The following is a 22,387-nucleotide window of genomic DNA, read 5'->3' as shown; positions in this document are numbered from 1 at the left end:
CCATCTCTCCACCCATGTCTCCACCGCTGTCCCGACCGACGTCAGAGAGGTCCTCCGTGTCCGACTCCACCGACGCCCGCACGCCCTCGGCGCTCGACCTGGGCGCCTTCCCCGCCGGCTTCTCCTGGGGCACCGCGACCTCCGCCTACCAGATCGAGGGCGCCGTGGCGGAGGACGGCCGAGGCCCGTCCATCTGGGACACCTTCTCCCACACCCCGGGCACCATCGACAACGGCGACCACGGCGACGTCGCCTGCGACCACTACCACCGCTGGCCCGAGGACATCGCCCTGATGCGCGGCCTCGGCGTCGACGCGTACCGGCTGTCCATCGCCTGGCCCCGCGTCCTGCCGGCCGGCGACGGCGCTCTCAACGCGCCGGGCCTCGACTTCTACGACCGGCTCGTCGACGGCCTGCTCGACGCCGGGATCACGCCCTCCGTCACCCTCTACCACTGGGACCTGCCCCAGGCCCTCCAAGACCGGGGCGGCTGGGCCGAGCGCGAGACCGCCGAATACTTCGCCCGGTACGCCGAGATCGTCGGCGCCCGCCTCGGCGACCGGGTCACCCAGTGGGCCACCCTGAACGAGCCGCTCTGCTCGGCCTGGATCGGCCACCTGGAGGGCCGCATGGCCCCCGGCCTGACCGATCTCACCGCCGCCGTCCGGGCCTCGTACCACCTGCTTCTCGGCCACGGCCTGGCCGCCCAGGCCCTCCGCGCCGCCGCCCCCGCCGCCCAGGTCGGCATCGTCACCAACCACTCGACCGTGGCGCCCGCGTCCACCCGGCCCGAGGACATCGCCGCCGCCGGCCGCATGGACGGCCACACCAACCGCTGGTGGCTCGACCCCGTGTACGGCCGCGGCTTCCCCGCCGACCTGCGCGAGCTCTACGGCGTCGAACTGCCCGAACGGCCGGGCGACCTCGACACGATCGCGACGCCGCTCGACTGGCACGGCGTCAACTACTACTTCCCGGTCACCGTCGCCGACGACCCCGAGGGACCTGTCCCGTACGCCCGCGAGGTCCGCCTGCCGGACGTGCCCCGCACCGGCATGGACTGGCAGATCGACGGCGGCGGGCTCGAAGCGCTCCTCATGCGGCTCACCGACGACTACGGCGCCCGCCGGCTGTACGTCACCGAGAACGGCTCCGCCTTCCCCGACCGCGTCGGCCCCGACGGCACGGTCGACGACCCCGAGCGGACCGCGTACCTGGAGGAACACGTCGCCGCCTGCGCCCGCGCCCTGCGCAAGGGCGCACCGCTCGCCGGGTACTACGCGTGGTCCCTGCTCGACAACTTCGAGTGGGCCTACGGCTACGACAAGCGCTTCGGCCTCGTCCATGTCGACTACGCCACCCAGCGGCGGACCGTGAAGGGGAGCGGCCTGCGGTACGCGGACATCATCCGCGACCACCGGGGGCTGACCGCCTGACCGATCCGTGGGTGGACCCCCGCCGGGGGGCGGAGGCCCACCCACGGAAGCCGGTCCTCAGGACGAGTCGCGTACGAGCAACTCGGGGGCGAACACCAGCGTGGCGGGTTCCGTACGCGTGCCCTGGAGGTGCTCGGTCAGCAGCTCCGCCATCGCCGCGGCCATCCGCTCCACCGGCTGCCGTACGGTCGTCAGGGCCGGCCTGCAGGCCACCGCCGCGCTCGAATCGTCGAAGCCGACGACGGAGACGTCACCCGGCACCGACCGGCCCCGCTCGCTCAGGTACTGGCAGGCGCCCCGGGCCATGAGGTCGTTAGCGGCGAACACCCCGTCCAGGTCCGGGTGTTCGCTCAGCAGACGGGCCGCCCCGGCGGCCCCGCTCTCCACCGTGAAGCACCCCTCGACCACCGGGACTTCGGAGATCCCCGCCCGCCCCAGGGCCTCGCGGAAACCGCGCAGCCGCTCGCGCGCCGCCGGCAGGTCCTGCGGGCCGCAGATCGTCGCGATCCGGCGGCGTCCTCGTGCGAGCAGGTGCCCGCCGCCCAGGCGGCCGCCCTCGGCGTTGTCGAGGTCCACGTGGCTCACCCGCGCCTCCCCGGCGGGGCGTGCGAAGTGCACGGCCGGGACCGCCGCCTCGGCCAGCATCGCGGCCAGCGGGTCGTCGGCCTGGACCGACGCCACCAGGGCGCCGTCGGCGCTGCCCTGACGCAGATACGCGACGACCTGCTTCCTGGCCGCCCCGGACTCCGCGAGCAGCAGCACCGGATGGACGCCGCGGGCGCGCAGGAACCCGAGCGCCCCCTCGACCACCCGCCCGAAGAACGGGTCGGAGAAGACACGGGCCGTGAAGGTCTCGCCCGCCCCGGACAGGATCAGCGCGACCGTCTCGGTGCGTCGGGTCACCAGCGACCTGGCCGCCAGGTTGGGGGCGTAACCGGTCCGGTCGATCGCGCGCCGGACGGCCTCCTGGATGCCCGGGTCCACGTTGCGGACGCTGTTCACCACCCGTGACACGGTCGCGCGCGACACCCCCGCCTCGCGCGCGACGTCTTCCAGCGTCGGTCCCCTTCTGCCCACCACCGCACCCTAACGCGCCCTTTCTCTCCGCATTCCGGTGCCCGGTGTACCGCGAGACTCAGGTCGGACTCAGGCTTAAGGCAAGTCGAAAGAAAAGTGCGGTCAGACTTATTGACCGTCAGATTCCGGGCCGTGCAGGGTGTCGGAGAGCGCTCTCCCGCTGTCCGTTCCCTCTAGGAGCCCCGCATGTCTCCCCTTGGGCAACACCCACCCCTCACGTCACGCAGCCGAGGAAGCCGTCCCGGCCGCGGATCCGCGCCGGCCCGCCGCGGTATCGCCGCCGCCGTGGCCACCGCCCTCGCCGGCGCCCTGCTCGCGCTGACCCCGACCACCGGCGCGCAGGCGGCGCCCCTGCCGGTCTCGCAGGGCAAGCCCGTCACCGCCTCCAGCGTGGAGCAGGCCGGCACCGCCGCCGCGGCGGCCGTCGACGGCGACCTCGGCACCCGCTGGTCCAGCGCCTTCTCCGACAACCAGTGGCTCCAGGTCGACCTCGGCGCCCCCACCGCCCTCTCCCGGGTCGAGCTGCGCTGGGAGGCGGCCCACGCCTCGGCGTACCGGATCGAGCTGTCCACGAACGGCACCGACTGGACTACCGCCCACTCCACGACCACGGGCGCGGGCGGCACGGAGAACGTCCCCGTCTCCGGCACCGCGCGCTACGTCCGCCTGCAGGGCGTCACCCGCGCGACCGGATACGGCTACTCGCTCTGGGAGTTCCAGGTGTATGGCACCGACGGAGGCCCGGTCATCCCGGGCGGCGGCGACCTCGGGCCGAACGTGCACGTCTTCGACCCGGCCACGCCCGGCATCCAGGCCAAGCTGGACGAGGTCTTCCGGCAGCAGGAGTCGGCCCAGTTCGGCCCAGGACGGCACGCCTTCCTCTTCAAGCCCGGCACCTACAGCGGGCTCAACGCCCAGATCGGCTTCTACACCCAGATCGCGGGGCTCGGCCTGCGCCCCGACGACACCTCGATCAACGGCGACGTGACCGTCGACGCCGGCTGGTTCAACGGCAACGCCACCCAGAACTTCTGGCGTTCGGCCGAGAACCTGGCCCTCAACCCGGTCAACGGCACCAACCGGTGGGCGGTCTCCCAGGCGGCCTCCTTCCGCCGCATGCACGTCAGGGGCGGCCTCAACCTGGCCCCCGACGGCTACGGTTGGGCCAGTGGCGGCTACATCGCCGACAGCAAGGTCGACGGCCAGATCGGCAACTACTCGCAGCAGCAGTGGTACACGCGCGACAGCGCGATCGGCGGCTGGTCCAACTCCGTCTGGAACCAGGTCTTCTCCGGCGTCGAGGGCGCCCCTGCCACCAGCTTCCCAGAGCCCCGCTACACCACCCTCGACACGACCCCGATCTCCCGCGAGAAGCCCTTCCTCTTCTGGGAGGGCGGGGAGTTCAAGGTCTTCGCGCCCGCCAAGCGGACCAACGCGCGCGGCACCACCTGGGCGAACGGCACCCCGCAGGGCACGGCGATCCCGCTGAGCCAGTTCTACGTCGTCAAGCCGGGCGCCAGTGCCGCCACGATCAACGCGGCCGTCGCCCAGGGCCTGCACCTGCTCTTCACCCCGGGCGTCTACCACGTCGACCGCACGATCGAGATCAACCGCGCCGACACCATCGTCCTGGGCCTCGGCCTCGCCACGATCATCCCGGACAACGGCGTGACCGCGATGCGGGTCGCCGACGTCGACGGCGTCCGGCTCGCCGGCTTCCTCATCGACGCGGGACCCGTCAACTCCCCGACCCTCCTCGAGGTCGGCCCGCAGAACGCCTCCGCCGACCACGCGGCCAACCCCACCACCGTGCAGGACGTGTACATCCGTATCGGCGGCGCCGGCGCGGGCAAGGCGACCACCAGCATGGTCGTCAACAGCGACGACACGATCATCGACCACACCTGGGTCTGGCGCGCCGACCACGGCGAGGGCGTCGGCTGGGAGACCAACCGGGCCGACTACGGCGTCCGCGTCAACGGCGACGACGTGCTCGCCACCGGCCTGTTCGTCGAGCACTTCAACAAGTACGACGTGGAGTGGTACGGCGAGCGGGGCCGCACGATCTTCTTCCAGAACGAGAAGGCCTACGACGCCCCCAATCAGGCCGCCATCCAGAACGGCGCCACCAAGGGCTACGCCGCCTACCGCGTCGACGACTCGGTGAACACCCACGAGGGCTGGGGCCTCGGCAGCTACTGCTACTACAACGTCGACCCGACGATCCGCCAGGCACACGGCTTCAAGGCCCCGGTCAAGCCCGGGGTGAAGTTCCACAGCCTGCTCACCGTCTCGCTCGGCGGCAACGGCCACTTCGACCACGTCATCAACGACATCGGGGCGCCCACGTCGGGCACGGAGACCATCCCCTCGACCGTCGTCTCCTTCCCCTGACCGACCGGGGCCGGTGTCCGCCCACAACGCCCCGCCACGGCGGACACCGGCCCCTCCGGCACACCCCACCCCCACCCCACCCGCAGGAGCCGCCATGCCACGCACCGGCGCGACCTCGCTCGTCACCCCGCTCACCCTCGCTGCCTTGCTCGCCTCGTCCCTCACCCTCGCCGCGGCCCCCACCGCCGGCGCGGCCGAGACCCTGCTCTCGCAGGGGCGGATCGCCACCGCCTCCACCACGGAGGGCGCCGCCTTCCCCGCATCGACCGCCGTCGACGGCGACCTCACCGGCACCCGCTGGGCCAGCGAACGGAGCGACCCGCAGTGGCTCCAGGTCGACCTGGGCCGCAGCGCCACCCTCAGCCGGGCCGTCCTCACCTGGGAGGCGGCCCACGGCAAGGACTACGAGATCCAGGCCTCCGACAACGGCACCGACTGGCGCACGCTCAAGGCCGTCACCGGCTCGGACGGCGGCACCGACGAGATCGCCCTCTCCGGCACCGGCCGGTACGTACGGATGCTCGGCACCCAGCGCGCGACCGGATACGGCTACTCGCTCTGGGAGTTCCAGGTGTACGGAGACGAGGGCGGCACCCAGCCGCCCGCGGCCGGAGCCGTCCGCGTCACCGGCACCCAGGGGAACTGGCGGCTCACCGTCGGCGGAGAGCCCTACACCGTCAAGGGCCTGACCTGGGGCCCCGCGATCGCCGACGCCGCCCGGTACATGCCGGACGTGCGGTCCATGGGCGTCAACACCATCCGTACCTGGGGCACCGACGGCTCCACCAAGCCCCTCCTCGACTCCGCGGCCGCGCACGGCGTCAAGGTCGTCAACGGCTTCTGGCTCCAGCCCGGCGGCGGCCCCGGCTCCGGGGGCTGCGTCAACTACGTCACCGACACGGCGTACAAGAGCACCATGCTCACCGAGTTCGCCCGGTGGGTCGACACGTACAAGACGCACCCCGCCACCCTCATGTGGAACGTCGGCAACGAGTCCGTCCTCGGCCTGCAGAACTGCTACTCCGGAACGGAGTTGGAGGCCCAGCGCAACGCGTACACGACGTTCGTCAACGACGTGGCGCGGAAGATCCACGAGATCGACCCGGACCACCCGGTCACCTCCACCGACGCCTGGACCGGCGCCTGGCCGTACTACAAGCGCAACGCGCCCGATCTCGACCTGTACTCGATGAACGCCTACGGCGACATCTGCGGCGTCCGCCAGGACTGGGAGGAGGGCGGCTACACCAAGCCGTACATCATCACCGAGACCGGACCGGCGGGGGAGTGGGAGGTGCCCGACGACGCCAACGGGGTGCCCGACGAGCCGACCGACGTCCAGAAGGCCGCGGGCTACACCCAGGCCTGGAACTGCGTCACCGGTCACCAGGGCGTCGCCCTGGGCGCGACCCTCTTCCACTACGGCATCGAGCACGACTTCGGCGGCGTCTGGTTCAACCTGCTGCCCGACGGCCTCAAGCGTCTCTCGTACTACGCGGTCAAGAAGGCGTACAGCGGCAGCACCGCCGGGGACAACACCCCGCCGGTGGTGAGCGGCATGACCGTCACCCCGGCCGGGAGCGCCCCCGCCGGCGGCGAGTTCACCGTCCGCGCCGACGTCCGTGACCCCGAAGGCGATCCGCTGACGTACAAGATCTTCCTCAGCGGCAACTACGCCAACGGCGACAAGCGGCTCGTCGAGGCGCAGTGGCGCGCCACCGGCAACGGCACCTTCGCCGTCACCGCCCCGCAGAAGCTCGGGGTCTGGAAGGTGTACGTCCAGGCCGAGGACGGCCGCGGCAACGCCGGCATCGAGACCAAGTCCGTCAAGGTCGTGGCCCCGCCCGTATCGGGGACCAACCTGGCCCTGAACCGGCCGACGACGGCCTCGTCCTTCCAGCCGTCGTACGGCGACTGCCCCTGCCCGCCGCAGAACGCCACCGACGGCAACGGCACCACCCGCTGGGCCGGCGACTGGAGCGACCCGCAGTGGATCCAGGTGGATCTGGGGTCCGTACGGTCCGTCCGCCAGCTCCAGCTCGTCTGGGACCCCGCCTACGCCCGGGCCTACGAGGTCCAGGTCTCCGACGACGGCACCACCTGGCGCACCGTCCACACCACGACCACGGGCGACGGCGACGTGGACACCGTCGACGCGGCGACGACCGCGCGGCACGTCCGGCTCCAGCTGACCGCCCGGGGCACCGGCTGGGGCTACTCGCTCCACGAGTTCGGCATCTACAGCTGATTCCCCCCCACCGCACCTCTCCCGAGGAGACTCCATGAGAACGCGATCCCGATCCTTATCGGCCGTCCTGGTCGCGGTGGCGCTCGCCGCCTCCGCGCTGGGCGCCGGGACCTTCGCCGCGGCCTCCGACGGCGGCGCCGGCGCCGGATCCGTCCACGGCACGGCGGCGCACGCCGGGCACGCCAAGGCCGTTGCCGCGGTGCCCACCGCCGACGACCCGGACGGCGACGGCTACATCCCCGCCGTGCCGCCCGTCACCGGGGTGACGCCGTCCCACGCGACCCCGCCGCCCCGCTACTTCCACGAGTTCCAGGCGAACTGCTCCGTCACCCACACCGCCCCGGACGACCCGATCGTCTACCCCACCCGGCCCGGCGCCTCCCACGACCACACGTTCATGGGGAACACGTCCACCAACGCCCACAGCACCACCGGCTCCCTCTACGGGGGTACGACGACGTGCAAGGCACCGGGTGACGCGTCGGCGTACTGGATGCCGTCCCTGTACGACGGCGACCGCAAGGTCCTGCCCACCGGCCCGCAGGTCATCTACTACAAGGCGGGCGTCACCGACTACACCAGCGTCCGCCCCTTCCCCACCGGCCTCAGGTTCGTCGTCGGTGACCCGACGCAGTCCGCCCAGGAGTTCCGGAACCACCGCGGCTGGGTCGAGGGCTGGGAGTGCGGGGACAGCTACATGAACACCGACATCCCGGCGAACTGCCCGGCCGGTACGCAGCTCAACCTCCGTATGCAATCGCCCAGTTGCTGGGACGGCCGGTACCTGGACACCCCCGACCACCGGGCCCACATGGCCTACCCGGTCGTCAAGCCGGGCACGAACGACAACGTGTGCCCCGAATCCCACCCGGTCGCGCTGCCGATGGTCGAGTTCAAGATGGCCTTCCCGATGTCCGGCGACATGTCGCAGGTCAGGCTGGCGAGCGGGCGCGGCTACTCCTTCCACTACGACTTCTTCAACGCGTGGGAGGAACGCACCCTCAAGGCGCTCGTGGACCACTGCGTCGTGGGCGGGCTCCAGTGCGACGCGCGGGGCTACGACGAGACGCACCCCGAGCGGGGCGCGGCGCTGAACGCGGAGTACCGCCTGCCCTGACCGGGGCGGGCGTGCGCAGATCTAGAGGATCCGAGGGTGGGGGATGGACGACGAAGAACTCGACCGGCTGGTCGGGAAGTTGAGCACCGCGCAGAAGGTCCGCCTCCTGACCGGTGCCACGACCTGGCGCACGGCGGCCGAACCGGCCGTCGGGCTGCGTCCGGTCGTGACCTCCGACGGTCCGGCCGGGGTCCGCGGCGAGGCGTGGAACGAGCGGAGTCCCTCCGCGCTGCTGCCCTCGGCGTCGGCGATCGGCGCCCTGTGGGACGAGGAGCTGACCGAGGAACTCGGCGGCCTCCTCGCCCGCGAGGCGCTCCGCAAGGGCGTCGACGTCGTCCTCGCCCCCACCCTCAATCTGCACCGCACCCCGCTCGGGGGCCGGCACTTCGAGTGCTTCTCCGAGGACCCCGAACTGGCCGGACGTACCGGAGCGGCCCTCGTCCGGGGCATCCAGGCCCACGGCGTGGCCGCCACGGCCAAGCACTACGTAGCCAACGACTCCGAGACCGACCGGCTGACCGTGGACGTACGCGTCGGGGAGCGTGCGCTGCGCGAGGTGTACCTCGCCCCGTTCGAGGCCGTGGTCGCGGCCGGCGTGTGGGCGGTCATGGCGGGCTACAACGGGGTCAACGGCTCCACCATGTCGGCGAGTCCGCTCCTCGTGGACCCGCTGAAGACCGACTGGGCCTTCGACGGAGTGGTCCTCTCCGACTGGGGCGCGGTCCGCTCCGTCGAGGCACCCGCCCGCGCGGCCCTCGACCTCGCGATGCCCGGACCGCACAGCCCCTGGGCGGAGGGCCTCCTCCAGGCCGTGGAGGACGGCCGCGTCCCGGAGGCGGCCATGGACGACAAGGTACGGCGCCTGCTCCGCCTCGCCGAGCGGGTCGGCGCCCTCGGCGGCTCCCGCCGTCCGCCCGCACCCGCCGGCGGGCCCACCGGCGCGCTTCTGCGCAGGGCGGTCGCGGCCGGCTCCGTCCTCCTGCACAACAACCGAGACCTGCTCCCCCTGGACGTCGACCGCATGTCCTCCCTCGCCGTGATCGGCACGCACGCCGCACACCCCCGCCTGCAGGGCGGCGGCAGCGCCGGGGTCTTCCCGGACGCCGTCGTCACCCCGCTGGACGGCATCCGCGCACGGCTGCGGGGGCGAGCGAAGGTCACGTACGTCCCAGGGCCTGCCGCGCCCGCTCCACCGCCCCCGCTCGCCGTCGACCGGTGCCGCAATCCGGTCTCCGGGCAGCCCGGCGTGCTGCTGCGGCTCCTGGACGCCGACGGCCGGGAGCTCGCGGCGGAGCACCGTTTCACGGGACGCGTCCTCGAACCCGAACTCGCCCCCGGCGCCCACACCGTGGAGATCAGCGCGCTGCTGACGCCCGAGACCCCGGGGGAGTGGACCTTCGCCGTCGGCGGCTTCGGCCGGATGTCCGTCACGGTCGACGGCCGCACAGTCCTGGACGGCCTCTTTCTGCGGGACGTCGACGACCCGGCCGTGGTCCATGTCAACCCACCGCAGCGGACGGCCAGGACGGTGCTCGGGACCGGCCGGCCCGTCCACCTGGTGGCCCGGCGGGAGCTGGTGCCCGGCTCCGGCCGCGCCACGACCGTCGCGGCCGCCCCACCGGAACCCGACGCCTCGGCCGCCCTCGCCGCCGCGGTGGAGGCCGCCCGCACCTGCGACGCCGCGATCGTGGTGGTCGGCACGACGGAGCACGACGAGACGGAAGGGCACGACCGCACCGACCTCCGGCTCGCCGACCCGCAGAACGCCCTCGTACGGGCCGTGGTGGCGGCCAACCCCCGGACGGCCGTGGTCCTGAACAGCGGCGGCCCCGTCGAACTCCCCTGGCGGGAGGAGGCGGGGGCGGTCCTCCTGTCCTGGTTCCCCGGCCAGGAGGCCGGCACGGGACTCGCCGACGTCCTCTTCGGCGCCGCCGAACCGGGCGGACGCCTCCCCACCACCTGGGCCGCGACCCTGTCGGACGCCCCCGTCACCACCACCCGCCCGGCCGACGGTCGACTCGCCTACACGGAGGGCCTCCATATCGGCCACCGCGCCTGGCTGCGCGCGGGCCGGGCGCCCGCCTACTGGTTCGGGCACGGACTCGGCTACACCAGCTGGGAGTACGACACCGTCGACGCCCCCACCGAGGTCCGCGCGGGCACCGACGTCACGGTCCGCGTCCACCTCCGCAACACCGGCGGCCGGCCCGGCCGCGAAGTCGTCCAGCTCTACCTGGCCCGCCCGGACTCGGCCCTCGACCGCCCCCACCGCTGGCTCGCGACCCACACCACCGTCCACGCACCCCCAGGCGCCCAGGCCACCTCCACCGCCCGGATCCCGGCGCGAGCCTTCCGCCACTGGTCACCGGACGACGCCGCCTGGCACACGGAACCCGGCCCCTACGAGATCCTCGTGGGCCGCTCGGCGGGGGACATCCGCGCCCGGACGGTGACCACCGTCCGCGTTCAGGCCTCCGTCCGCGAGGAGACCTGAACGCGCCCGTGCCCCGCCTAGTAGCCGAGCCCGCCGCCCGGGGTCGGGCCCGGCGTCGGCGGCTTGGGGCAGAGCCGCATCACGGCTGCGCGGAGTTCGGGTTCGCACGGGTCGTGGGAGAGGCCCGTGCCGACGAGCCGGTCCCGTAGCCGCTTGGCGATCATCGGGTCCGCGAAGTGGTCCCGCAGGACCGTGGAGTTCGCTGCCTCGCGGGTCAACAGGGTGACGAGTTCCGGACTCGCCGTGGTGGCCTCGTACCAGCCGGTGTCGAGCATGCCGGTGGCCGGGAGCAGGCCGGCTCGCGCGGCCGCGAGCAGGACCCGGGCGGTCTCCTGGGGGTGCCACTGGTGGGAGGCGAACCGCTCGTAGTGCCCCACGGCCTCCGCGACCGTCGACACGGACCAGTCCGTGCGGGGCAGCCACGTGGCCGCCCAGGCCACGGCGGACGTATGGGCCACGATGTTGGGCGGCAGCACCGGGACCACGTCCGGGAGGTGGCGCTGGGCGGAGCACTCGTGGAGTGCCTGGGCCGCCCATCCGATGCCGAGCCAGTGCGCCTCCGCGTCCACGACCAGATGGCGCCCGGCCACCTGTTCGATGAGGTGGCCCACCGCCTCGGCCAGGGAGTCGGCGGATCTGTTCGCCCGGTGGATCACCTTGAGGAGCCTGCTCGACTGGTGGACCCCCAGCGCGTTCGCCAGGACATCGGCGTTGAGCCCGAGAACGTGGTCGAGGATGTCGTGGAACGCCTTGTCCGCACCGGTCAGCCACAGGGCTTGAAGCAGTCCGGGGATCTCCTGCATGTCCGACCGGAGGGTCAGCCGGAGCCTGTTGACCAGCCGCTTGACGTTGACGCTCGCGGCCAACTGCTCACCCCACTGCGCCTCCCACATGTGGGCGAGCGTCAGCATCTCCCGTACCGCCCGGGGACTGGCGAAGAGGTGCATCGTGGACTCCAGCCGGCCGGTGACCAGGGTGTGCATCCACTCGGTCTCCTCGGTGCTGTTGGTCACCCCGAGCCTGGCCAGGGCGCGCCCCACGTGGCCCTGGGTCAGCGGGTCCTGATCGAACTTGAAGGCTTCGACGAGCGTCGCCCAACGCCGCCCGCCCCGCAGCACTTTGAGTTCCTCCTTGCCCTGGCCCGGCAGGCAGCGCTCCACCTCGCTCAGCAGCTCCGCGGTGAGGGGTGGATGCACGACACTGCGGTTCACGAGTTCCCGCAGGTGGGAGAGCTCCTGTCCGGCGTGCGGCTGGCTCAGGTTCTTCACCGCCGTGGCCGCCTTGCCCGGATCCAGCGTGCGGAGCTGGCCGAGGGTGGTGGCGAAGGCGCCGATGCTGCGGCCGACCTGAAGCCGCTCGGCCCAGTCCCACTGGGGGTGTTCCTCCTTGAAGTGGTTGAGGACGCGCGTGGTCGCGTCGACGTTGCCACCGGCCCGCAGAGTGTCGGCCATCACGTGGAGCTTCTGCGCGACGCTGCTCGCACTGCCCAGGAGTGGAGCCTGCACGGCGTTCTCCATCCTGATCCGGTGCGCGTAGTCGACTCCGATGTCGGGCACGAGTGCGAGACCGAGGCGGTGGGTGTGCACCATGCTCTCCGGGTCGAGCCCCGGCTGGGACATCCGGTCGCACAGCACCTTCCGGTCCAGCCGCGCGGCCAGCGTGTGGAGGAAGCTCTGACCGAAGTACTCGTCCTGGATCAGCAGCATGGCGAGGCGCGGACCCCAGGGCCGTGCCGTGCCGCGCTGGGTGTGGATGCTGGAGACGACGAGTCCGAGCGCTCCCTCCTCGATGTCCCGCCGGAAGTCCGCGCCCGCCTCCCACAGTCCGCGCAGCAGGTGGTAGACGATGGCGGGCCGGCGCTCCCGCCGCATGACGTTCTCGACGAACTCCTGGCCGATCTCCATGGCCAGGCGGTAGCTGAACCGCTCCTTGGTCGCGCAGTAGAGGTCGTCCACCCGGCTGACCGCGCTGAGGATCATGCCGGCGCCCCGTGCGTCCTTGAAGTCGCGGACGGTCTTGGCCAGTTCGCGGGCGAGCCCGGGGTCGGCGATCAGGTCGCCGTCCCGGTTCTCCTGGTACAGGAGCGTCCGCAGCGTGCCGCCGTGGATGTTCCGCACCGTCGAGATGAGGATGGCCGCCTCCGCGGGAGGTGCGGCCTTCACCACGGGAACCAGAGTGCGCCCGAACTTCAGATGGTTGAGCAGGCGGTTGCAGAGCCCGCGGTTGCTCTGCGCCAGATCGAACAGGGCCTGGCTTATCTGGATGGCGTCCGAGTGCGCCAGAGCGGCCTGGAGCTGTGACTTGTACTGCTCGATGATCTGGTCCCAGTCACCCGTGCCGTCGAAGTGCAGCTTCAGCGAGATCCAGGAGAGGATGGCGGCGAGGGACCTGTCCTTGGTGGGACTGGCCTTGATGAGGTCCTGCGCGGGCCGGTGGAAGGGGCGAAGCGCCGACGCGGGATTGTCCTGCCGGGCCTGCCGTGACCTGGCGAAGATCAGGTCGTCCATGCGCCGTACGGCGATGAGGTCCCGGTGGTTGGCGGGATCCGCGTCACGGACGAGGTCGTCGGTGCGCTTCTCCAGCCAGTCGCAGACCGTCGCCGTCGGCGTGGTCCCCTCGCCGGCCAGCTTGATCAGCGCGCTGACGAGGTGGTGCCGGTCCGTGAGGCTGGAGGGCCGTCCGAAAGCCCGGTCCAGTCCACCCCGCGGTTCTCCGACCCATGCGACGAACTCCGCCAGCATGTTCGTCCGGGACAGCCGGAACTCGTCGTCCCACAGCGCGGTGAGCCCGAACGTGAGATCGCGGACCGTCAGATCGTCCGTCTCCATGAGGCGTTGGAGTACCGCGGGCAGCGCGTCGGCGGTCCATTGGGCGTCGCTGTTGCGCCGGCACAGCCGCAGCACCGACAGTGCCTTGCGCGGGTGGGCCCGGCCCGCCCAGCCCGTGATCGCCTCACGGACCGAGGCCAGTTTCAGCAGCTGCGAGAGCGGGTCGGGCGCGTACGCCGCGCACTTGCGCAGCAGCGCGTCGAGCCGGGCCTGGTTGTCGTCCCTCAGCAGGCTCAGCACGTACGGTTCGAGCTGTGCCGGGAAGGCATCAAGCCCGTCGGGGCTCGCGGAGGTGATCAACGCCTCGGCACGGACGGTGCTGGGGATGCGCGCGAGACCATGGTGGACGACGACGCCGAGGGCCTGGAGCGTCTCCTCGGGGATGGCGGCCACGTGGTCGGTCGGGACGCCGTCGTCCAGCCACGACACCGCGGCCAGCAGGTACACCGCGGCGCGGGCCTCGGAGTCGAGGACGTCACAGACGGCCTTCGCCCGTGCCCGCACGAGGTCGGCCCCCAGGCTCTTCCCCGGCAGGGTCCCTTCGGCGGCCGGCTTGCTCGCGGGTTCCTCGCGCAGCAGATCGGCCAGCAGACGGAGGTCTCCGTGGCACGCTTCGACGGCCAGGGCGACGGCCGCGGTGTCGTCGGGGCGGACCCGGTACTCCCCGGGCGCCTGACGGATCATGCTCTGGGCCAGGTGGGGAAGCTCCTCGGGCGGTACGAGGGTGACGTACGAGGTCACCCCGTGGTTCTCCCAACGGTTGGTGGCCCCGTCCACGAAGCGCGTCAGTGCGAGCACGGCCACCTTGAGCTCGCCCAGGCTCTCCAGGGCCTCGCCGACGTTGCCGTCCTCCAGGGCGTGCAGGTTCTCCAGGACCACGAGCACCTTCCGGCGCACGGAGCCGAGTCCACTGGCGGTGAGCGCGGCGCGGACCACGGACAACAGGTCGCCGTCCGAGGGAAGCTGGCGACGGTCGGGGGAGAGGACGAGGGTCTTCCAGCCGGCGGCCTCCAGCTTCCGTACCACCTGCTGGGCGCAGACCGTCTTCCCGCTGTTGCGCGACCCGGACTGGATCACCCGGGACAGGGGCCGCTGGTGGTAGCACCGGAAGAGGAACGAGGACCGCTCGAAGTCGACGAGGCGCCCGTCGGCCGGTCCGCTCCACCCCGGCTCCGAGTCGCCGCTGGAGGTCGAGTGGAGGATGCGCCACTCCTCCTCGTCGAGGAGCTGTGCCGCTCTCCGGCCCACCGCGGCGTGCCACTCCTCCCCCCAGAGCAGGCGAGCGGCTCCGAGCAGGGTCGGATCGGCGTCGGTCTCGACGGTGCCCGCCCGGTGCAGCCGCCAGCCGTCGGTGTCGCGCCGCAGGACGTCGAGCCCGGTCTCGGCGGCCGCCCCCATCGCCCGCTCGGTCACGGCCGGCGGCAGCCAGTCACCGTCCTGTGAGATGCCCGCCAGGGCGAGCACCCCCAAAGTGCCGAGGTCGGGGAGACCGCCTTCGGCGGCGATCCAGGACAGGGCGACGGCGGCCGGGGCGGAGTCCGGGGCGACCGTCGACGGACTGAGGACGTAGGGGGCGTCGACCCGGGGACGGACGTCGGCGGAGAGCTTGCTGCCCACGGTCGCCACGAGGGGCCGTGCCGCGCGCAGCCCCCGCTCGATCGCGGCGGAGTCGGGGAGCGGTGAAGAGGGCAGGGCGCCGTCACCGGGATCGAGCACGATGTCCGCGCCGGCGATGACGTACCAGTCGTCCACCGGCGAGAGCAGCAGGGGCGCCCCGCCCACCGGCGTGGGCCTGGAGCCGTCTCCGTCGCCGGCCGCCACGCCGTCGGCCCGGGTCACCAGCTGGTCGAGCTCGGCCAGCAGCCCGGTGTCGAGCTCGCGGAGCAGTTCCCCCAGGTGCGTCGCGCCCTCCTCCGCGTACTCGAGCAGCAGCGCGCCGGGGCCGATCGGCTTGCGCTCGTCCGAGTAGTCGAACGGGCGTCGGGGGAGCGGGATCCTTCGGTCCAGGGACCTCTGCCCGAGGCCGATGACCATCCGGAGCCGGGATTCGACGCGGACGCGGTCGACCGTGGGACCGGTGAGGTCCGTGGCCAGCGCGTGGAGCGCCATGTGCAGTTCGTGCGTCAGGGACGAATCCCTGTCGACGGCCGACGAGTTCAGGTTTTCATCGCTCACGCTCGTCCCCCTGTGCGTGCTGTTCATGGAGTGATGCGGACCAGGCCCTCGACCGTTCCGACGAGGATCTGGCCGTTGTCGTGCACGTCCACCGAGTGGACTTCGAGCCCGATGTCGAAGTGGTGGACCGTGCCGGAACCGGTGGCGGGCGACAGCCGGATGTCGCCGCGGACGCCGGCGCTGACCAGGACCTGCGTGGCACCCACGGTGCACAGACGCAGATCACTGATGCCGCTCGCGTGGTCCGCGATCCACCGAGTGCTGCGGCCCTGCCAGTCCGACCACCAGACGGAACCGTCGCCCGCTCCCGTGTAGATGCCGTGGGCGTTGGAGGTGATCTTCTTCAGGCCGCGTTTCTGCGGCGGTTCGAAGGTGTGCAGGCGTTCGCCGTCACCGCGCCACACGACCACCTGCGTCGCCGTGCGCGCCGCCACCCGGACACCGTCCGAGGTCAGCGCGGCCGTCGCTCCTCCCAGTCGTAGTCCCGGCTTGTCGACACGATCCCGGGTGACGCCCTGGCTCCGCCAGTGCCACCCCTCGCTGCCGACGATCAGCAGGTCCTGCCCGACCTTGAGACAGGTGTTCAGCTGGCAGTGCAGGTCCAGCCCTTCGATCTCCTGCGCGGTGCCGTTCAGGAGCGTGAGCCAGGCGGCGCCCTTGATGTCCCCGGCGATGAGCATGGGCTGCCCGTCGTGGTGGGAGACCGACGACGCGGTGATCCGTGGCGGGACCTTGTCGCGGCGACTGTGTACCTTCGCGGGATCGGGGTTCAGTACGGCCCAGGCGGTGTCGTCGGCGCCAGCCGGCCGGTGGAAGACCCGGTGCCCGGTCAGCGCCAGTTCGCCGCCGTCGGGAAGACAGTGGACCGACTTGACCCCCCGGTCCGCCGGGACGTCACGATCGTTCGTCTTCATCTTCGACTTCGACTTCGGTTGCGGACGCAGCTCCGGCGGGCGGCAGTCGACGGCCACGGCCTGCCACCCCGAGGCGTACTCCCGGGACCTTCGGGCGAGTTCGTCCAGCGCTCGCACCTGGGCGTGCAGGGCGAGGCGCGCCAGGGTGTGCCCGTCGGGCCGCCAGCGTGCCCCCATCAACTCCCAGCAGAGCGCCCGGACGTTGGCCACCCGGTCGTCGGTCGTCTTCTGGATGAGGCCCAGGGTGCGGTACAGCGTCTCGCCGTGCATCGCGAGCAGGAACTCCGGGTCGTCCAGGTACTGCTCCAGGATGCCGGCCAGCCGCGCGTGGTACGGCAGATGTTCGCGGGTGTACTGGTCGGCGCTGGACCAGTCGCGCTGCCCGGACGGCAGCAAGGGAAGCTCTTCGATCATGGCCGCGACGAACAGCCCGTGGTACCGGTGGGTGTTGTCGTCCGAATCGGCCAGGTAGTCGGCGGTCGGAGGGCGTGTGAGCCTCCATCCGTGACCGTTCATTCCGTCCTCCGGGACATCGAGGTAGTCCCTCGCCTCTCTGCACACGTCGATGATGTCCGCCGGGCCCGCTCCGGGCTTGCCCGCCGCGCGGACCACGGCGGCCCAAAGCCGTCCGTCGGCCGGAAGGCCGTCGCCCCCGGCCAGGGCGACCGGGAGGAGCATGTCCCGGGCCCATTGGGGATCGTCGTCGTCCAGCTCGCGGCTGATCCGGGCGAGCGCCTCCAGAAAGAGATCGGCGTTGGACCGCTCGGCCTCGACCTTGGCGGTCGCGGGGTCCTGGGCGCTCGTGTCGACGGCGAACAGGTACGCACGGAGCCACGACCGCCCGGCCGCCGCCGAGGTGGCGAGCGCGATGTCACGTATCGACCCGGTGTCCGTCGTCGACCACCGCGTGTCCTTACGGTTCCGCAGGACGTGCTCCACGAGCGCGACGACGTCGGCCTCGTGGAAGTACGCGTCCGCGTCGAGGTCGATGAGCGGGCCGTCGAAGCCGTCCGGTACCTCACTGGTGGCCAGGACGACGCGGGTCCGGGGCTGCGCGGCCAGGGGCGCGAGCAGGGTGCGGTAGAGGAGCTCCGGCTCCTCGCTCGCGTCCACGGAGTCGAAGACGAGACGCAGTCCGCGGTCGCCGAGGGCCTCCACCAGGCCGGCGCTGTCTTCCTCGTCGGTGCGGCAGCGGCGGGCGAGTTCGCCCACCACGGCGTCCACACTCTTGCCGCGGACGTCCAGCAGATGGTCGACGGACCCGCGGGGCGCGGGAGCGGGCGCCCGTGCCCCGGCGGGAAGCGGTGGCTCGTCGGACGACGAGGCGTGGATCCAGTCGAGCAGTACGGACTTCCCCGAGCCCGGCCGCCCGGTGAGCACGAGCGGTGCTCCTGGATCCGACGGTGTCTCCTCTTCGAGGTGGCGGAGGAGGTCCCGTACGGCCTCGGCGCGTCCGCAGAAGGCCCACCCACTGGTGTCGTTCGCCTCGGGCGGCCGCCGTACCCGGCGACGGGGGTTGTACCGCGGATTGGGAAAGGCCCGGATCCCCTCGCGAGGCGGCACCCAGTCCGGTAACTGGGGCTCCTTGGGGTTCACGGACCCCTTCCTCATGCGGACTTCCAGCTCCGCGAAGAGCTTGTAGGTGTCCAGGTGTTCCTCGTCGTGGCCGGCGCGGGTATTGCGCAGGGCGGCCGTGAAGGAGTCGGCGAAGTGCATCTGCTGCGCGTCGGTGGTCTGGTCCGTGGAGCTGATCAGGGTGAGCACCGGCATCGCGGCACTCTTGCCGTGCTGCTTGCGCGCCTCCTCGCCCAACCGGTGGATCGCCAGCCCGGACCGGCATGCGTCGAAGAGGACGACCACCTCGCGCGGCCGGGGCTTCTGGTCGATGCCCGGAATGATGGAGGACATGAGCGCGGCGACGTCGAGCATGGTGTGCGGCTCGGCCTTGACGCTGTCGTGAGCGGCGAGAAGGACGTCCCTGTTCCCGATGTCGATGCCGTGGCCCGAATAGTAGAAGAGCAGGATGTCGGGGGGTGTGCCGTCGACGCCGTCCAGCGCCTTCTCGAAGCTCTCCTTGAGCTCCGGGACCTTGGGATCGGTCTGTGAGTCGTGGTGGATCGTGAATCCGGCCTCCGCCAGGACGGCCCGCATCATCCGCAGCTCGTCCGGCACGCGCGGTAACGGCTCGAAGCCGTCACGGAACGTACTGGTGCCGGAGACGAGTGCCACCCGGGTCAGGTCGGTCGACCTGCCGACGGGGAATGAAGCTGTCGTCACCGCTCGCCGGCCGCCAGCCCGGTCGCGACGGCCTCGGCCACCTCTTCGGTCGTGAGGTAGCGGAGCACGGAGTGGCTGCCGAAGAAGTACTTGCCGGGCTTGTGCCAGGGCAGGTTGACGACCGGCCGGTCGTCGACGTCGCCGAAGGCGGGTTCGAGGTGCTTGACCAGTGCGATGGGGTCGTCCTTGGCGGCCACGTTGACCCAGCGGGCCACGGGCGGCAGCGCGTTGCCCGCGGAGGGCGGCGTCGGCAGCAGGAGGTCCTGGACCGCGCGCAGGCCCAGCGGGGAACCGACGCTGATGAACGTGTGCACGTTCCACTCGGGGTGGGCGCGGAGCGCCTCGTACGCGACGACGGAGCCGAGCGAGTGGCCGATGACCACCCTCGTCTCCGGGGTCACCACGCGCGCGAAGCGCTTCTGCGCGCACTCCCGCACGGTGTCGGACGCGTCCAGGTACCGGCGTACCTGACGGATCATCCAGATGACCGTGCGGCCCATCGGCTTCCCGAGCCCCTCGTGCCGCTCCAGCCGGCGCAGCGCGATCTGGTCGATTCCCTTCCCTCCGGGCAGGGGGGCGTCGGTACCTTCGGCGAACGCTTGCAGCAGCTCCAGCTCGAACGGGTCGCGCACATCGCCGATCTCGAACGACGGGATGTCCCGGAGCTCGTCGTCCACACCGCCGCCCTTGGTGCCCCGGCTGCGGAAGCAGCTGCCGTAGTACACGGCGGCCACGTCCGCCGGGTCCGGCACAGGGTGCGCGGCGTCCGTCATGCCGACCCGCAGGGCTTCGTACCACTCGGTCAGCATCGTCTCGGCGTGCTTGTACTGGTATCCGATGCCGTGGCAGATGACTACACGCGACACTGTGCCCCCCTGGTGCTTAGGTCGAGGTGGTTCCCACGCAGAAGACCTGAGGAACCATCATGCCGCAAGTTCCGTGAGCGGATATCAGCTATGCGTCATCAAGTCGCTCTGCGTAGCCGAAGGTTCAAAAAACGCTTGGACCGCGCGGGGGTCGGCACGGAAGACTTTCTGGCTCACCCGACGGCCCGAAAGTACAGGCTTGTGATGGGATCACATCAATCGTCCGAAGGAGCCCCGAGCAGGGGTTCCGTCCTCCTCGCCCTCCGCCACTACGGACGGGAACTGGCCCGTCTCCGATGGATGACCCTGCCCGCGATGCTGCTGCCCGCGCTCGGCAACGTCGGCATCCAGTACATCGCGCCGCTGGTCGTCGCCAAGCTCGTCGGCCGGATCGCCGGCGACGGCGGCGCCGCCCTCGCGGTCGGCCCGATGCTGCCGTACGTCCTCACCTTCGCCGGCGTCCTGCTGCTCTCCGAGGCGCTGTGGCGCGTCGGGCTGCACTGCCTGAACCGCCTCGATGCCCGGGGCATCGAGCACCTGTACGTCGTCGGAATGGGTGAACTCTTCGCCAAGGACGCCTCGTTCTTCCACGACAACTTCGCCGGCTCGCTCACCAAGCGGGTCCTCAGCTTCGCCTCCCGCTTCGAGGAGTTCGTCGACACGCTGACCTTCTCGGTCATGGGCAGCCTCGTCCCGCTGGCGTTCGCGTCCGTGGTGCTCTGGCAGTACGACCCGCTGCTCGTCGTCGGGCTGCTGACGATGATCCTGGTCACGGCGGTGGGCGTGGCACCCCTGATCCGGCGCCGGCAGGCGCTCGTCGCCCAGCGGGAGCAGGCCATCGCCCGGGTCTCCGGGCACGTCGCCGACAGCCTGATGAACATGGACACCGTCCGGTCCTTCGCCGCCGAGGAACGCGAGGCCGCCGAACACCGTTCGCGGGTCGCGGAGTCGCGCCGCCTCACGCTGCGTTCCTGGGACTACGGCAACCTGCGCATCGACACCCTCGTCGCGCCGATGTCCGTCCTCACCAACGTCCTCGGGCTGCTGCTCGCACTCACGCTCGGCGGGGGACAGCTCGGCGTGGAGGCGGTCATCGTGGCCTTCACGTACTACGCCAACGCCACCCGGATCATGTTCGAGTTCAACCAGATCTACCGGCGACTCGAAAGCTCGATGACGGAAGCGGCGCAGTTCACCGAACTGCTCCTGGACCCGCCCACCGTGCTCGACCCGCCCGCCCCGGAAGCAGTGGTCGGCCGGACCGCCGACGTGCGGTTCGAGCGGGTCACCTTCTCCCACGCGGGCGCCGAGCCGCTCTTCAAGGGGCTCGACCTGACCGTGCCCAGCGGGGCGAAGTTCGGTCTGGTCGGCCGCTCCGGCGGCGGCAAGACCTCGCTCACCCGGCTGTTGCTCCGGATGACGGACATCGACGACGGACGGATCCTGATCGGCGGACAGGACATCAGCCGGCTGCGCCAGACCGAACTGCGCGGCCAGATCTCCTACGTACCGCAGGACCCGGCCATGTTCCACCGCTCGCTCCGGGACAACATCGCCTTCGCCCGGCCCGACGCCACCGAGGCGGAGATCCGCCGGGCCGCCGAGGCGGCGCACGTCACCGAGTTCGCCGACGCGCTGCCCGACGGCTTCGACACGATGGTCGGCGAGCGCGGGGTGAAGCTCTCCGGCGGCCAGCGCCAGCGGGTCGCCCTCGCCCGGGCGATCCTCCGGGACGCACCGATCCTGCTGCTCGACGAGGCGACCAGCGCCCTCGACTCCGAGAGCGAGATCCTCGTCCAGGACGCCCTGTGGCGGCTCATGGAGGGACGGACGGCGCTCGTCGTGGCGCACCGGCTCAGCACGGTCGCCACCATGGACCGCCTCATCGTCCTCGACCGGGGGCAGATCATCGAACAGGGCACCCACCAGGAGCTGCTCGCCACGGGCGGCGCCTACGCGAAGCTCTGGCAGCACCAGTCGGGCGGCTTCCTCGACGACAGCCCCGCGGGGGCGGAGGTGGGGTGAGGGCGGGGGTTTAGAACGGGGCCGGGGCGGGACTTCGGCCGGGAGTTGGTCCGGGCCCGGTCCTGGCTTGGTACGGACCTTCTTCGCTGGTGGGGCGCCCTCCCTACGGATGTGGCACCAAGCTGACAGGGCGCGTCAGCTTGCTGTCACGCCGGGGCGCTCCATCCGGCCGGGTCCGCTGGCATCGTCGGGACCGCCGGATCCGCTCCGGCGAGGCGGGGAATCCACCACCAGGCCAGGGGGATCCATGGACGCACATCCGTGTAAGAAGAAGCCCGGCGCGTGGGCGAGAACCGCCGCGGCGCTCGCCCTGACGCTCGGCGCGCTCACCCTGTCGGCCGGAACGGCCGCCGCCGATCCCGTCGGGCCGCCTCCGCCCGCCGTCCCGCACGTCCCCGCCACCGGGTTCCCGCACACCCCGGACGAGGCCGTCGCCGCGCTCTGCGCCGAGTGGGAGGCCTTCGCCGCCACGTTGCCGTTCGCCGTCGCTCCGCCGCCGGTGTGCAAGCTGGTCAACGGCTGGGACTAGGCGGCGC

General features: G+C 71.7%; 11 protein-coding genes. 7 read left to right on the top strand and 4 right to left on the bottom strand.

Annotated features, from left to right (window positions below; genetic code table 11):
• The first annotated feature begins 14 nt into the window (after nt 1-14).
• Nucleotides 15-1,436 (top strand): GH1 family beta-glucosidase, encoded by a 1,422-nt coding sequence (locus ACWCO8_RS07005; protein WP_451031315.1) that lies wholly within the window; start codon nt 15-17, stop codon nt 1,434-1,436.
• A gap of 57 nt (nt 1,437-1,493) precedes the next feature.
• On the opposite strand, the gene ACWCO8_RS07000 is transcribed toward ACWCO8_RS07005, so the two are convergent.
• On the bottom strand, nt 1,494-2,513 hold the full coding sequence (locus ACWCO8_RS07000; RefSeq protein ID WP_451031314.1) for a LacI family DNA-binding transcriptional regulator: 1,020 nt from the start codon (nt 2,511-2,513) through the stop codon (nt 1,494-1,496).
• 186 nt (nt 2,514-2,699) lie between these two features.
• Here ACWCO8_RS07000 and ACWCO8_RS06995 point away from each other — a divergent pair, with 186 nt between their 5' ends.
• The 4 genes from ACWCO8_RS06995 (at nt 2,700) to ACWCO8_RS06980 (ending at nt 10,766) form a co-directional block, all read left to right on the top strand.
• Nucleotides 2,700-4,907: a discoidin domain-containing protein gene (locus ACWCO8_RS06995; protein ID WP_451031313.1), complete on the top strand. Its 2,208-nt coding sequence runs from the start codon at nt 2,700-2,702 to the stop codon at nt 4,905-4,907.
• 94 nt (nt 4,908-5,001) lie between these two features.
• Nucleotides 5,002-7,155, top strand: coding sequence for a discoidin domain-containing protein (locus ACWCO8_RS06990; RefSeq protein ID WP_451031312.1), 2,154 nt, complete (start codon nt 5,002-5,004; stop codon nt 7,153-7,155).
• Between the two features lie 34 nt (nt 7,156-7,189).
• Nucleotides 7,190-8,272, top strand: a complete 1,083-nt coding sequence (locus ACWCO8_RS06985) for a DUF1996 domain-containing protein (RefSeq protein ID WP_451031311.1) — start codon at nt 7,190-7,192, stop codon at nt 8,270-8,272.
• A 43-nt stretch (nt 8,273-8,315) separates the two neighbouring features.
• The gene (locus ACWCO8_RS06980; protein WP_451031310.1) at nt 8,316-10,766 is read left to right on the top strand and encodes a beta-glucosidase; all 2,451 of its coding nucleotides are present in this window, start codon (nt 8,316-8,318) and stop codon (nt 10,764-10,766) included.
• 17 nt (nt 10,767-10,783) lie between these two features.
• On the opposite strand, the gene ACWCO8_RS06975 is transcribed toward ACWCO8_RS06980, so the two are convergent.
• From ACWCO8_RS06975 to ACWCO8_RS06965, 3 genes are read right to left on the bottom strand one after another with little or no spacing between them, the layout of a single operon-like run.
• Nucleotides 10,784-15,769, bottom strand: coding sequence for a hypothetical protein (locus ACWCO8_RS06975; protein WP_451031309.1), 4,986 nt, complete (start codon nt 15,767-15,769; stop codon nt 10,784-10,786).
• Nucleotides 15,770-15,792: 23 nt separating this feature from the next.
• Nucleotides 15,793-18,960 (bottom strand): caspase family protein, encoded by a 3,168-nt coding sequence (locus ACWCO8_RS06970; RefSeq protein ID WP_451031308.1) that lies wholly within the window; start codon nt 18,958-18,960, stop codon nt 15,793-15,795.
• A complete protein-coding gene (locus tag ACWCO8_RS06965; protein WP_451031307.1) occupies nt 18,957-19,826 on the bottom strand; it encodes a hypothetical protein in 870 nt (289 codons plus the stop codon). The genes ACWCO8_RS06970 and ACWCO8_RS06965 overlap by 4 nt, the downstream gene beginning before the upstream one ends.
• A 204-nt stretch (nt 19,827-20,030) precedes the next feature.
• Between ACWCO8_RS06965 and ACWCO8_RS06960 the strand changes: the two genes are divergently transcribed.
• Together ACWCO8_RS06960 and ACWCO8_RS06955 are read left to right on the top strand one after the other, a co-directional pair.
• Nucleotides 20,031-21,851 (top strand): ABC transporter ATP-binding protein, encoded by a 1,821-nt coding sequence (locus ACWCO8_RS06960; RefSeq protein WP_451031306.1) that lies wholly within the window; start codon nt 20,031-20,033, stop codon nt 21,849-21,851.
• A 247-nt stretch (nt 21,852-22,098) separates the two neighbouring features.
• Entirely contained in the window at nt 22,099-22,380 is a 282-nt protein-coding gene (locus ACWCO8_RS06955) for a hypothetical protein (RefSeq protein WP_451031305.1), read from the top strand.
• Nucleotides 22,381-22,387: the final 7 nt, after the last annotated feature.

It is taken from the genome of Streptomyces sp. NPDC001927, assembly GCF_053594455.1.
This window is presented reverse-complemented; position numbering and strand designations above follow the sequence as displayed.

Bases quoted from the DNA above. Each gene is read 5' to 3' on its own strand.
- ACWCO8_RS07005 (WP_451031315.1), top strand. From the start codon at position 15: ATGTCTCCACCGCTGTCCCGACCGACGTCAGAGAGGTCCTCCGTGTCC.
- ACWCO8_RS06995 (WP_451031313.1), top strand. From the start codon at position 2,700: ATGTCTCCCCTTGGGCAACACCCACCCCTCACGTCACGCAGCCGAGGA.
- ACWCO8_RS06990 (WP_451031312.1), top strand. From the start codon at position 5,002: ATGCCACGCACCGGCGCGACCTCGCTCGTCACCCCGCTCACCCTCGCT.
- ACWCO8_RS06985 (WP_451031311.1), top strand. From the start codon at position 7,190: ATGAGAACGCGATCCCGATCCTTATCGGCCGTCCTGGTCGCGGTGGCG.
- ACWCO8_RS06980 (WP_451031310.1), top strand. From the start codon at position 8,316: ATGGACGACGAAGAACTCGACCGGCTGGTCGGGAAGTTGAGCACCGCG.
- ACWCO8_RS06960 (WP_451031306.1), top strand. From the start codon at position 20,031: ATGGGATCACATCAATCGTCCGAAGGAGCCCCGAGCAGGGGTTCCGTC.
- ACWCO8_RS06955 (WP_451031305.1), top strand. From the start codon at position 22,099: ATGGACGCACATCCGTGTAAGAAGAAGCCCGGCGCGTGGGCGAGAACC.